The 13,145-nt window shown below is 55.9% G+C and carries 11 protein-coding genes; 7 read left to right on the top strand and 4 right to left on the bottom strand.

Annotated features, from left to right (window positions below; genetic code table 11):
- Positions 1–789 precede the first annotated feature (789 nt).
- Positions 790–1,950 (bottom strand): Gfo/Idh/MocA family protein, encoded by a 1,161-nt coding sequence (locus C1N58_RS16180; RefSeq protein ID WP_006121682.1) that lies wholly within the window; start codon positions 1,948–1,950, stop codon positions 790–792.
- Positions 1,951–2,223: 273 nt separating this feature from the next.
- Here C1N58_RS16180 and C1N58_RS16175 point away from each other — a divergent pair, with 273 nt between their 5' ends.
- Both C1N58_RS16175 and C1N58_RS16170 read left to right on the top strand, forming a co-directional pair.
- Positions 2,224–3,099 (top strand): BadF/BadG/BcrA/BcrD ATPase family protein, encoded by an 876-nt coding sequence (locus C1N58_RS16175; protein WP_394550091.1) that lies wholly within the window; start codon positions 2,224–2,226, stop codon positions 3,097–3,099.
- Positions 3,096–4,214, top strand: coding sequence for an ROK family protein (locus tag C1N58_RS16170; RefSeq protein ID WP_394564337.1), 1,119 nt, complete (start codon positions 3,096–3,098; stop codon positions 4,212–4,214). Before C1N58_RS16175 ends, C1N58_RS16170 begins: the two co-directional genes overlap by 4 nt.
- Positions 4,215–4,303: 89 nt before the next feature.
- On the opposite strand, the gene C1N58_RS16165 is transcribed toward C1N58_RS16170, so the two are convergent.
- Entirely contained in the window at positions 4,304–5,395 is a 1,092-nt protein-coding gene (locus C1N58_RS16165) for an ABC transporter ATP-binding protein (protein ID WP_394564336.1), read from the bottom strand.
- A 13-nt stretch (positions 5,396–5,408) separates the two neighbouring features.
- Positions 5,409–6,008 (bottom strand): GNAT family N-acetyltransferase, encoded by a 600-nt coding sequence (locus C1N58_RS16160; protein WP_394564335.1) that lies wholly within the window; start codon positions 6,006–6,008, stop codon positions 5,409–5,411.
- Positions 6,009–6,534: 526 nt separating this feature from the next.
- On the opposite strand from C1N58_RS16160, the gene C1N58_RS16155 reads away from it, so the two are divergent.
- The 4 genes from C1N58_RS16155 (at position 6,535) to C1N58_RS16140 (ending at position 10,985) form a co-directional block, all read left to right on the top strand.
- On the top strand, positions 6,535–7,866 hold the full coding sequence (locus C1N58_RS16155; protein WP_394564894.1) for an ABC transporter substrate-binding protein: 1,332 nt from the start codon (positions 6,535–6,537) through the stop codon (positions 7,864–7,866).
- Between the two features lie 63 nt (positions 7,867–7,929).
- The gene (locus C1N58_RS16150; RefSeq protein ID WP_054688400.1) at positions 7,930–8,802 is read left to right on the top strand and encodes a carbohydrate ABC transporter permease; all 873 of its coding nucleotides are present in this window, start codon (positions 7,930–7,932) and stop codon (positions 8,800–8,802) included.
- A complete protein-coding gene (locus C1N58_RS16145; RefSeq protein ID WP_054634647.1) occupies positions 8,802–9,617 on the top strand; it encodes a carbohydrate ABC transporter permease in 816 nt (271 codons plus the stop codon). Before C1N58_RS16150 ends, C1N58_RS16145 begins: the two co-directional genes overlap by 1 nt.
- 36 nt (positions 9,618–9,653) lie before the next feature.
- On the top strand, positions 9,654–10,985 hold the full coding sequence (locus tag C1N58_RS16140; protein ID WP_054688399.1) for a glycoside hydrolase family 28 protein: 1,332 nt from the start codon (positions 9,654–9,656) through the stop codon (positions 10,983–10,985).
- 1 nt (position 10,986) lies between these two features.
- On the opposite strand, the gene C1N58_RS16135 is transcribed toward C1N58_RS16140, so the two are convergent.
- Positions 10,987–12,057 (bottom strand): tartrate dehydrogenase, encoded by a 1,071-nt coding sequence (locus C1N58_RS16135; protein ID WP_033739048.1) that lies wholly within the window; start codon positions 12,055–12,057, stop codon positions 10,987–10,989.
- Positions 12,058–12,193: 136 nt separating this feature from the next.
- Between C1N58_RS16135 and C1N58_RS16130 the strand changes: the two genes are divergently transcribed.
- A complete protein-coding gene (locus C1N58_RS16130) occupies positions 12,194–13,126 on the top strand; it encodes a LysR family transcriptional regulator (RefSeq protein ID WP_039339035.1) in 933 nt (310 codons plus the stop codon).
- Positions 13,127–13,145 lie beyond the last annotated feature (19 nt).

The following is a 13,145-nucleotide window of genomic DNA, read 5'->3' as shown; positions in this document are numbered from 1 at the left end:
TTTTCATTAACAAAGTGAAGTACGGCAATGAATATACGCTATTCTGTTGGCAAACACATTATCTCACTCTTCTTATTAGGCATTCATTTAACTTTATATGACATCTAATTATAACGTTGAATGGTTTTTCCAGACGTGATTACTGCACGCATGTTAATTTAGCAACACGCGATAACTTTACGAAATCGGGAAAGTCCGCAGTTAAGATTCACAGAATAAACTGTCGTGTTTTTGCCTGACTTACCGCTTCGGTTATGGCTTTATTTTCTCCTGGCTAAAGTTAGCAGCAGAGTTATCGGTTTTTTTATCGTTCGCACGTAATTATGATTGTGATAATCGTGACAGAAAACGCGACCAGATTGCTAAATAGCGTGACGAATTGAGGGGCGTACGAAACGGTATGGCACGCCGGACAGGGCGGGTACAGGCATTGTCCTCAACGCCCGAAGAAACCGGGCTGTGGCTGACTGGTCCCTGACGCCGCAAGGCGCGTGCAGCGCCGAATGGCCTGACAGGAGCCACTCTGAATGTGGCTCCTGTACTCCTGTAAGCAGGCAGCCACACTGGCGCGCCTCAGCGTGAACCTGATGAAGGCGTCGCAGGTGCGGAGCGTCGTTCACGCACAGGCTGTCAGCAACCTTTCGTGTCGGCGGGCAGGCTGGTAAGAAACGGTACGTTTCCCTTTGCCCTAAAAAAAAACCGGCCCAGAGGGCCGGTTTGAGTGAGGTACCAGTCAGTGATGCTAGCGATCAACCTGATGCTCTCGGGGGAGAAAAGATCAGGAGGGAACTAAGGCGTTCCCGTTTTTCCCAGGTTGGCGTCAAAATTTTTCCAGCTTTCGGTCAGATCGATGACGCTGCGGGTTTTGCGCGCTTCGTCAATCTTAATGGCCGTCAGGCCCGCTTCCAGTGCATCGATCACAGAAACTTTAAGCGGCGTGCCCTGCTTAATATGTTTCACGATCTCTTCAGCCATCAAGGCATCGGCCCCGTAGTGGCCATCGTAGGCATTACCGTTATAGATGGTTTCAACCTCTTTTTCGCCGGTACGTGCGTTGTGCACGCGGAAATAGTTACGGACAAAATCGCCCTCGGCCATGCCGTCAGTCCCGATCACGCAGAAGCGACGGAACTCGTCCGGGACATTCAGGTTGGCGTGAAAGGCGAGTGTCGCGCCACTGGCATATTCAATCAGGGCCGTCTGGTAATCGACGATGTCCGCATCGCTGTCAAAGACCGCGTCGGTACTCGCCCAGCCACTCGGTTTAGTATGGTAAATCTCAGACTGCGCATTCACTGCGCCCTGCGGCGCATGTTGCGGTGTAAAGGATTTGCGTCCACCAAAGCTGGCAACCCGCACAGGACGTTCCTGCATTAATCCCTGATAGAGATCGATGTCGTGACAGCATTTTTCCAGAATATAGGGGCCGGCATATTTTTCCAGCCTGCGCCAGTCGCGCTGAAAGAACGCGCCATGGTAAGGCTTGATATGCTCAGTGGCTTCAATTGAGGTAATTTCACCCAGTCGACGATCGTCCCGTGCGGCCAACAGATCGTGGTACAGCGGTGAATAACGCAGCACCAGCCCAACCAGGATTCGGTCTTCACCGTACTGGCGCACCAGTCTTGCCATCGCCATCGTCTGTTCTTCATTGATCACGACAGGCTTTTCCGTAAATACGGTATAACCTGCTGCCAGCGCCTGCGTGACATGCTCAAGATGCATAAAGTTTGGCGAGCCCACCAGCAACAAATCAAAGCCGCCGTGCTGCAGCAGCGCGTCAATGGAGTCAAACGCCTTGCCGGGATCGATACCAAAACTGTGCAGATTCGGCAGCCCGGCAGGTGCGGGATCGCAATAGCCTACCAGCGAAAATGCGGGATCGGCTTTGTGAAACTCTTTAACCACGTGAGAAAGACGAAAGCCGAGACCAATAATGCCTACTTTCATGGGAAACCCCTGATCCTGAGTTCTGACAACGGTAATCACGCCGCTGACCGGACGTTATGGTTGAGATGCTGACCACCAACTTATTACGATGGAAAAAGTAATGTCAATAACGGGTTGTGTGATTTGCGTACGTATTTTTTGTTATTTGGATGATTTTAAATAAAAAATAGTTATTGTTTTTTCCCTATATTTATTTGTTATTGCGATTTAAGTTTTTTTCACCTATCGTTCGCAGATTACAGAATCGAGATGAGTTAAAGCGGGAGGAAGCGCGTGCAATCACACTATCTCCTTGGTATTGATGGCGGCGGCACCCAGTGTCGCGCACGGTTAACCGACAGCGAGGGCACGCTCCTGGCCCAGGCTGTGGGCGGTCCCGCTAACGTCTGGTCCCAGTTCGATGCCGCACTGAACAGCGTTGAACAGTTAATCGCGGCGGTGCTGTCTCAGGCCGGTCTGGCCCCCGAGGCGCTGTCTCACACGTCGCTGGTAGCCGGTTTAGCGGGGGCCAATGTGGCCTCCGTTCAGGCACGTCTGGCACAATGGCAGCCCGACTGCGCGGCCCTGCAGGTCGTCAGTGATGTGGAAATCGCCTGCGCCGGTGCGCATGCGGCGGCACCGGGCGCGGTCTTTATTACCGGCACCGGGAGCCAGGGCGCGGCATGGGATGGCGAACGCTTTACGCTGCTGGGCGGCTGGGGATTTGCGCTTTCCGACCAGGGATCGGGCGCTGAGCTTGGTCGACGGGCACTGCGACTGGCGCTGCTGGCGCATGAAGCCATTGTTGAACGTACCGCATTGACGCACAGCCTGATGGCGCTTTTTGATCACAGCCCGGAATCCATGCTGCTGTGGACGCGCGATGCCATGCCGGCCGACTGGGCGCGCGTGGTGCCCGAGGTTTTCGCCGCGGCACATGCAGACGATTCTCATGCGACCGTCTTACTGCGGCAAACCGCTCACGATATTGGTTTGATGGTGAATCGTCTTTCCGCCATCAGTCAGGGGCAGGTTGCGTTAATGGGCGGGCTGGCAACCCCGATTTTGCCCTGGCTGGCAAGCGATGTGCAGGCTCGCCTGGTCGCTGCGCAATACGATGCGCTGGACGGCGCATTAATGATGGCACGATCAAATCTGAGGACTTTATGATCGCTCCCAACGTCACCGCGCGCATTCTGCGACTGATTGTGGAACATGCGCCCATCAGTCAGTCTGACCTGAAGGTTCGCAGTGGACTCAGTATGTCGACCGTGTCTCAGGCGACCAACCGCCTGCTCGCCCAGGGCATTGTGCAGGAGCTTGGCCTGCGGCGGGTCTCAATGGGGCGGCCTAAAACGCTGCTGGGGCTGAATCCCGATCGCGCCAGCGTCATCGGAATCCAGCTGAATGCCGAACGTAACCTGATCGTCATGACGGATCTCAGCGGCAATTTGCTGGGGGAACAGCAGATGCCTGCGGGCGCGATCACGCCGCGTCAGTTAGGCGACGCGCTGGCCAGGTTTTTACGCGGTGTTGAAGAAAAACACGTCGGCGCGATTGGCCTGGCCCTGTCCGGTTTAGTCGATGCCGAAAATGGCTACTGCATCCGGTCTAAAGTTCTCGACTGGGAAAATGTCCCCATTGCGCAGCTACTGGAAACGCGCTTTTCTCTGCCGGTCTTTATCGAAAACGATGCCAACGCGATGGCGATGGCAACGATGGTCTTTGGGCAACTGGGTCATGCACAGTCTGCCGTTATCGCCACGTACGGCAAAGGCATCGGTGCGGGCATCATTCTCAACCGGCGCCTGTACCGTGGACGGCACGGCAAAGCGGGCGAAATTGGCAATGGTCTGGTCGGTGATGGCTCGATGCGCCTGCTGGAGGATGTGGCCTCGTCCCGCGCCATTCTGCAACGTGTGGCGCAGAATGAGGAGGGCGGTCCGTTAACGCTGCAGGCGCTTGATCAGCGTCCGACGGCCGATGTGCTGGCGGCGCTGGAAGAGGCTGGTCGTGAGCTGGGAATTTCACTGGCAAACCTGTCGGTCGCCTACGATCCGGATATCGTTTATCTGGCTATGGAGCCGCATATGGCCTCGCGTATTCTTTTAGACCATATCACCCAAAGCTTTCAGGCCTATCGTCTGAAGCTTACGCCTCATATGACACCGCTGCAGTTTCTCACCGAATCCAACCGGATGTGGGCGCTGGGCGCGGCGGGTTTCGCCGTGAACATGCTGCTCGACCTGCTGGCTGCACAGGCAGACGAAGAACCGGTGACCTGACGAGGGGCGCGCAGGCCGCTGGTATGATGATGCGGCCTGCACTGGTGAAGCTGGAAAAGTCATCTGACGGCGCCGGGGCGCCATCCGGTTTAGCGCAGACGCTGCCCCTGCTCATCAAACAGCAGGCAGTGATCGGTTGACAGTCCCAGCCTGACCGCCGTCCCCAACTCACGTGGCTGAGCCTCACGTTCTTCTACCACCAGCATCTGTTCAATGCCCACATCCAGATAAAGGTAGCTGGTATGGCCCAGCATTTCGGCAAAGGACAGCGTTCCGCTAAATTGCTGTGCAGATGGTGTGGCGGCAGCGGGCTGAATATGTTCAGGGCGAATGCCCAGCGTTACGCGCTGACCTTCATGGCAGGGCGCCTCAATCTTCAGTACCAGCTGCGTGATGGCCAGATCAGGGACGGTTAACTGCACTTCGCCCTGACGCATCGCCGTAATCTCAGCCCGCAGGAAATTCATCTTCGGTGAGCCAATAAATCCGGCCACAAACAGGTTGTCGGGATCGCTGTACAGGCTCAGCGGCGCGCCCACCTGCTCAATCTTGCCTTTACGCAGCACGACGATGCGATCGGCCAGCGTCATTGCCTCAGACTGATCGTGAGTAACATAGATCATGGTATTGCCCAGTGAGGCATGCAGACGGGCGATTTCAATGCGCATCTGCAGACGCAGTTCGGCATCCAGGTTGGACAGCGGCTCATCAAACAGGAAAATGCGGGGATGACGAATGATGGCCCGGCCAATGGCGACGCGCTGGCGCTGACCACCGGACAGTGCGCGCGGCAGGCGGTCTAACAGTTCTGTCAGGTGTAAGCGCGCGGCGGTCTGTTCAATGGCCTGGGCAATCTCCGCTTTTGATTTCTTCATGACCTCTAACGGATACGCCAGATTGCCGCGCACGGTCATATTGGGATAGAGCGCGTAAGACTGAAAGACCATGGCAATGCCGCGTTCGGTGGCAGGCTGGCGGGTCATGTCTTTGTCGTCGATGAGCAGCTTTCCGTCCGTAATCTCTTCCAGTCCGGCGATCATGCGTAGCAGGGTGGATTTGCCACAGCCGGAAGGCCCGACAAACACAACGAACTCGCCGCTGTTTATGGTGAGATCGACCCCGTGAATCACCCCGATGTTGTCATAGGACTTCTTAACGTTCTGTAAGCGCAGGCTGGTCATAAGCTTCCCCTGATCAAAGTAACTGGCCCATATAGATGGCGTTGCTGCGCAGGATATGGCTGAATCCCAGGCGTTGATAAAACGCGCAAACCTGCTCATTTTGCAGGCTGACGCCCAGATGGACACCGCGCACACCCGCGTTGCGCAAGGCTGCCAGTTCATGTTCGATCATCTTGCGCCCCCAGCCGCCCGCCTGAACGGGCGGCAGAAGATTGATATGCAGATGGGCAGGCCACTGCGTCACCAGCGCCTGTGCGGCAGGCTCAGGCTGACGGATACTGTCAAGAATCTTGCTGTCGTAAGGGGCGACAGGTGTGCGATCGCGGTATTTCTCCTGCAGCCGGGGCCACCAGTCGCGTGCAAGCTGCGCTTCAAAGGCGACGGTATCCGGTGTGGCAACGACATATCCCATCACCTCACCGTCAACCTCCAGCACAAAGGCAAAATCCGGGGCAAAGCGTGCATAGGGTACGGCAAAGCGCTGCCCGGGATACTCAGGGTCGGAATAGCAGTGACTGGCATCTTTTCCAGCATTGGCCGTTTCCAGACAAATACGGTAGAGCGCGGGATAATCCGACGCGGTCGCCGGACGAATGACACCTTGATTCACCATCGTCATTTCTCACAGGTCAGTCATTGAACAATCTCACGTTAATGAAAGCTGACTTAGTTTTCAAGATGGAATAATTACCGTGCTGTCAGTGGGCTTCCCGTTATGCCCGCGCTCTGCCTGACCAGACCAGTCTCCGTGCGCCCTTGTGGCGTGCTACCGCAAGGCCTGCGCGGATTACCCGTTTAAATTAAAAGTTAAAAATGTGAGCGTCATAGGATTTTCATATTTTTTATCAGCAGGTTATTACGTCATTTTGGCGGTGGATTATTGTTCTGCTGCGGAAAAGATCAGCATGAATATTACGCTGCATTTCTTTTTATCACCCCGCGCTTATTCGGATAAGCGGGCTGCCAGGTTGATTTTTTGCGCAGGCTCACAACCTGGCAATTCCGCCGGCCCGGTGTTTGACTTTATTTTTTTATTAAAGTAACTATGGATGAGAAGGTGAGTTATGCGGCTTCAGTCTGCGGGAGTGCAGACCGTGTGAAGAAAGGATGCCCGTCCTCTATTGGAGAAAGTGAGCATGATGTCTGATTCCTCAGTTCGTTCGTTCCGTTTTCGCACGTCGGTTTGTGGCCTCCTGGCGGCGGGCTTGCTGATGGGCAGCGTTGCGCATGCCGACAGCAAAGTCACGCTGAATGAGTGGGATATCTATACGTATCCTCAGCAAACGGCGGCAGTCGATGAAGGCATTAAAGAATTCACTCAACAAAACCCCGGCATCGTCATTAATCGCTCCGTGCACTCTTTCGAAGATACCCGAATTCCCCTGAAGCTGGCGTTAACCGCAGGCGAAGGGCCGCAGATCGCACAGGTGAACCAGGGCGGCGGCGATATGGGATCGCTGGTAAAAGACAAACTGCTGCTGCCGCTGGACAGCTATGCGGCCGAGTACGGCTGGACCAAACGCTTCCCGGACTCCATTCTGAAGCGTAACCGCTGGTCTGACAGTGGTCAGTTTGGCAGCGGTAAGCTGTACGGTGTTGCCAGCCTCGGTGAAATGGTCGGCCTGTATTACAACAAAGCGCTACTGGATAAAGCCGGTATTGCGGTGCCGAAAACCCTGAGCGAGCTGGAAGCCGCCATGGCAAAACTGAAGCAGCAGGGCACGCCGCCAATGATGTTAGGTCTGCTGGACGGCAATATGGGTCAGCAACTGCTCAGCACCTTGTGGGAAGCGCAGATTGAAAGTCACGATCGTAAAGCGCTGGATGACCTGATTTATGACGTGGGCGGCACGTTCAAAGATGAAAAGCTGATTAAGGCCGCCACGATGATGAAAGGCTGGGCCGATAAAGGTTACCTGTTCCCTGGCTATCAGGGCATTGGCCACGATGATGCCGCCACGCTGTTCCAGAACGGTCAGGCGGCTTTTCTGGTCAGCGGCACCTGGTATCTGGGCCAGTTTAAAGACAATAAAGATATTCACTTTGCCGCGATGCCGGCGGGTGAGGGTGTGAAGCAGCCGTTGATGGTCGGCGGGACTGACCTGGCCTTCTCGATGACCAGCATGGCAAAAACCAAAGCGCAGCAGGATGCCTCAGCCAAATTTATCAACTATATGGTGTCAGACAGCATGGCAAACCGCTGGCTGAGTGTGGGCTTCCTGCCCGCCAGCACCAGTAAAGACGCAAAAATCCCGGCCGACAATCCGCTCTTAGGCGAGGCCTATCAGGTCTGGCTGACGCTCAATGCCTATGACGGACTGGGTCACTATGTGGACTGGGCCACCCCGACGATGAACGCCGAACTCAATCAAAACGTACAGCTGCTGCTGGCGGGACGACTCACGGCGAATCAGATGGTCACTAACTTCGATAACAACTATCAGCGTTATATAAAAACCCTGAAACACTAAGCCGGGTGCCCGGCAGCATATCTGCCGGGCCTGAATGTCGATCTCACTACGACGAGTACGGTTATGTTGAATCAAAGCAGTTGGCGCAATTTTCTCTATCTTCTTCCAGCCGTGCTGGTTTATGGACTGTTTCTGTTATTGCCGCTGCTGGCGTCACTGGGAATCAGTTTTACCGAATGGGATGGCATATCCATGCCGGTTTTCGCCGGCGTCGCTAACTACCTGCGCATGTTCAGCGATCCGGTGTTCTGGATTGCGCTGGGCAACAACGCCATCCTGATGCTGTTTTATACGCTGCTGCCGATCAGCGTCGGACTCCTGCTGTGCAGCTTTTTGTATGAAACCCGCAACAATACCGAGCGCAGCGTGCTGCGGATTCTGTTCTTCCTGCCCTATATCATGCCGATGGCGGTGCTGGGCGTGGTCTGGCGCTGGCTTTATAACCCGGCATTTGGCCCGATCGATCAGTTCCTGCGAGCTGTCGGTTTACCGCAGCTGGCAATGTCGTGGCTGGGGGATTTTACCTGGGCACTGCCTGCCGTGGGCATGGTGGCCACCTGGTACTTCTTTGGCTTCTGTCTGGTGCTGTTTATGGCGGGCCTGCAGCGTATGGACCCGTCCCTGCTGGAAGCGGCCGATCTGGATGGCTCGTCGCGGCGGCGTAAGTTTATACGCATCACGCTGCCGGGTCTGCGCCCGGAGTTGCGTATCGCGCTGCTCCTGACGGTGATTGCCAGCTTAAAAGCCTTTGATCTGGTTTATGTGATGACCCAGGGCGGACCGGGCACTTCCACGATGGTCACCAATATCTTTATGTATAAGCAGGGTTTTGATCTGCACTACTTCGGCTATGCCTCATCGGTTGCCGTATTCAGCATGGTGATTGTGCTAGGGATTAACTACCTGATTCATCTGGCCCTGAAGGAGCGTTACTGATGAAAAGCACTCCGGTTATTTCTCGTGCGCTCATCTGGGTCGTGGCGTTGCTGACCATCATGCCGTTTCTGATGGCGTTTATGACCTCATTTAAGACTCAGATGGAGCTGTTTCAGGGCGTGTTTACGCTGCCCGCGTCCCTGAATATCAAAAATTACGTGACCGCCTGGCAACAGGGGCATTTTAACGTTTACTTTATGAACTCCGTGCTGGTCGTGATCCCGGTGGTGCTGTGCAGCATTTTGCTGGGTATTCTGGCCGGATTTGGCTTTGCCATGCTGAAAATCCCCGGTAAAAAGCTGGTGGCGGCGATGCTGGCGCTGGGCATGGTATTACCAAGTGAAGCCTTTATCATTCCGCTGTATCACGAACTGCACTGGATGGGATTAACCAATACCACTCTGGCCCTGATCCTGCCGCAGATTGCGCTCTCGTTGCCCTTTACGACGCTGATGATTGCCAGCGCCTTCCAGCAGGTTCCGAAAGAGCTGGTTGAAGCGGCCGTAATGGATGGTGCGTCGCGCGTCAAAATCCTGTGGGGCATTTTAGTCCCGGCTATCTGGCCGACGATCTCCACGCTGGCCTTGCTGCTATTTATCTGGACGTGGAACGAATTTCTTATCCCGTTAATTCTGGTGAATAAAGACGAACTGCGTACCCTGCCGATTGGCATGATGTTTTTTCAGAATAAAAACACCATCGATATCCCGGTACTGATGGCAGGGGCGATGATCGTCATTATGCCGCTCATTCTGGTGTTCCTGTTCTTCCAGCGCAAATTCATCAGTGGCGTGACCGAAGGCGCGGTGAAATAACCCCACCAGGTCACACTTCACGACGGAGGCCGAAAAATGGATCTTTCTCTTGCTGATTTTCATCCGGCAGCGGACGGTGAAACGCCGGACACGCAGGCACTGCAACGCGCGATCGATCAGATTGCTGAAGCGGGCGGCGGTCGGCTGACGTTGCCACCGGGGCGTTATCGCAGTGGCAGCCTGAATCTGCCTTCCAATTTTGAGCTGCATCTGGCCGCCGGGGCGGTGCTGATTGCCAGCCGGCACCTGGCAGATTATCAGCAATGGAAGACGCTGAGCAGTGCTGAGAAATCGCATAACGTCCTGCTGTATGCGTTGGGGCAGCGCAATCTGACGATCAGTGGCAAAGGCCGTATAGAAGGCGACGCCGAAGCCTGGTTTGCGGCAGAGGCCGACGAACAGGGCTATCGCATGCCCAGGGCAGACAGACCGCGCATGATCGTCTTTGAGGACTGCGAGCAGGTAACGCTCAAGGACTTTACCCTGTTTCAGGCCCCAATGTGGACGGTGCACCTTGTCAGCTGCCGCCATGTACACATTGACCATCTGACCATTGATAACGCCATGACGCTGCCCAACACGGACGCGCTGGATATCGACAGCTGCGAGGCCGTGTTGATTAGCAACAGCTACTTCAGCGCCGCTGACGATGCGATTTGCATTAAAACAACCTTTAAGCCTGGCAGTCTGCGCCGTCCGGCCCGGCGCATCGCGATCAGCAACTGCCTGCTGCGCAGCGACAGCTGCGCGATTAAAATCGGCACGGAAACCTGGGATGACGTCGAAGATATTACCGTGACCGGCTGCAGCATATTTGATTCCAACCGCGGCATTGGCATCGTCTCGCGGGACGGCGGTGCGATACGGCGCGTCCTGTTCAGTCACATCACCTTTCACTGTCACCATGTTGCCGCCTGCCACTGGGGCAAAGCCGATCCCCTGTTTATTTCTGTGCGCACGCGCGATCCGCAGGTGCTACCGGGGATCGTTGAACAGGTTCAGTTCAGCCATCTCAGCGGTGTGGCAGAAGGAGCGATCAACCTGCATGCGGCGCAGCCGGGTTGGATCCGCGACATCGTCATCAGCCAGCTACAACTGCGTCAGACAGTCGCGCAGGGCGTACAGGGTCAGTTCGATGTTCGCCCGCCCTGTAATCCGGACTCACCGACCGGGATGGGGCTGGACAACGCGTACCGGGTCGATGTGGCCACGGGCGAGGCGTACGGCGTGGAGCGCTATCCGGGCGGGCTGCCGGGCCTGTTCGCGCGCGGCGTTGAACATTTGCACCTGCACCACCTGGCGATTCAGCGGCCTGAGCCACTGCCGCCAGGCTGGCATCCGGACAGCGTGGTGCTGCTGGCAGAGTAACTTACAGCGCCGCTGCGATAGCGTCGCCCAGTTGCTGTGTATTGGCGCTGCCGCCCAGGTCGCGGGTTAAGTGCTCGCCTGCGGCCAGCGTGCGTTCGATGGCATCCAGCACGGCATCTCCTGCCGCCTTGTAGCCCAGATGCTCCAGCATCATCGCACCACACCAAATCTGACCAATCGGGTTCGCGATGTTTTTACCGGCGATATCGGGCGCGGAACCGTGTACTGGTTCAAACAGGCTGGGGAAGTTGCCTTCCGGGTTAATATTGGCGGACGGCGCGATGCCGATGGTGCCGGTACAGGCAGGGCCCAGATCTGACAAAATATCGCCGAACAGATTGCTGGCCACCACGACATCAAACCAGTCGGGATGCAGAACAAAATTCGCGGTCAGAATATCAATATGATACTTGTCGACCTTAACGTCAGGATAATGCGCCTGCATTGCCTGAACGCGGTTGTCCCAGTAAGGCATGGTGATGGCGATGCCGTTTGATTTGGTGGCAGAGGTCAGGTGTTTTTTAGGCCGACGCTGCGCCAGGTCAAAGGCAAACTTCAGGATGCGGTCAACGCCCACCCGGGTCATCACGGTTTCCTGAATGACCACTTCTCGTTCTGTGCCGGGGAACATCGTGCCGCCGACGCTGGAGTACTCACCTTCCGTGTTTTCGCGCACGACGTAAAAGTCGATATCACCGGGATGCCGGTTGGCTAACGGCGCTTTCACGCCGGGCATCAGGCGGACCGGACGCAGGTTAACGTACTGATCGAACTCACGACGGAACTGCAGTAACGACCCCCACAGAGAAACGTGATCCGGCACGATATCGGGCCAGCCGACCGCGCCAAAATAGATCGCATCAAAGGTTTTCAGCTCAGCAAACCAGTCATCAGGCAGCATTTTGCCATGCTGTTGCCAGTATTCCGCGCTGGCATAATCGAACCACGTCCACTGCAGCGGAATATTAAATTTTTCTGCTGCGGCATTCATCACGCGAATACCTTCTGGCATTACTTCCTTACCAATGCCGTCGCCGGGAATCACGGCGATACGATGAATTTTCTCTGTCACAGGGTACCTCTGAGGTTGATGTTGTAGGGGCCCGTCAGTGGGTGAAGGCTGTCGATATGCAGCTTGATTAATGATCGGGCATCGGCGCAGTATAACTCTCCACCTGAGGTAAATAATTAGCCTGGAAGTTAATCCCATGTTGAATCAAAGTAGAGAATCACGCACATCCAGTGATGACTTAGTGTTCTTTCTGCGCGTCGCTTCTCTGGACAGCTTAACGGCGGCGGCGCGCGAGCTGGGATTATCGCTGGCGGCCGTCAGCAAACGATTAAGCCAGCTGGAGCAGCGGCTGGGCGTACAGTTACTGCGCCGCACCACGCGCAGGCTGGAGCTGACGCCGGAAGGGCGGCGCTATCTGGACGGTGCCCGTCCGCTGCTGGAGCAACTGGCGGCACTGGAAGAGGCGGTCAGTGGTGAAACGACGCAGTTACGCGGCACGCTGAACATCAACGCCTCCTTCGGCTTTGGTCGTCGCCATATTGCCCCCTGCGTGTCAGCTTTTGCCGCCCTCCACCCTCATCTGGCCCTCTCCCTGCAGCTCAGCAGCCAGCCGCTGAATTTTCTTGATGCGCATGTGGATATTGATATTCGCGTAGGCGAGCCGCCGGATTCGCGGCTGATCGCCCGTAAGCTGGTCCAGAATCCGCGCGTGCTGTGCTGCTCGCCAGGCTATGCGGCGAAGCACGGCCTGCCAGACAGTATCCGTGCGCTGGCGCAGCATAACTGCATTTTACTCAGGCAACATGACAGCGATTTCGCTCTGTGGCGCTTAGTCAGCGGCGCTGAGAGCCTGAGCCAGAAGGTGCGCGGTAATCTGGTGACCAACGACGGGGAAGTGGCGATGCGCATGGCGCTGGATGGTCATGGTATTTTGCTGCGCTCATGGTGGGACGCAAAACACAGCATTGCGGCGGGGGAATTGCTGCATGTTCTGCCTGCCTGGCATGCGCCCGATGGCGATATTTTTGCCGTCTGGCAGGCGCAGCGGCAGCCGCCAGCACGCATCTCGGCGTTTGTGACTTTTCTGCAGGAAAATTTGCAGATGGATGCATCGTTAACGAATCTGTGAGGTTTTGAAAAATCGCCCT

This window comes from Pantoea sp. SGAir0180 (genome assembly GCF_043546245.1).
The sequence above is the reverse complement of the archived record's forward strand: the minus strand, read 5'-3'. Positions and strand labels throughout refer to the sequence as shown.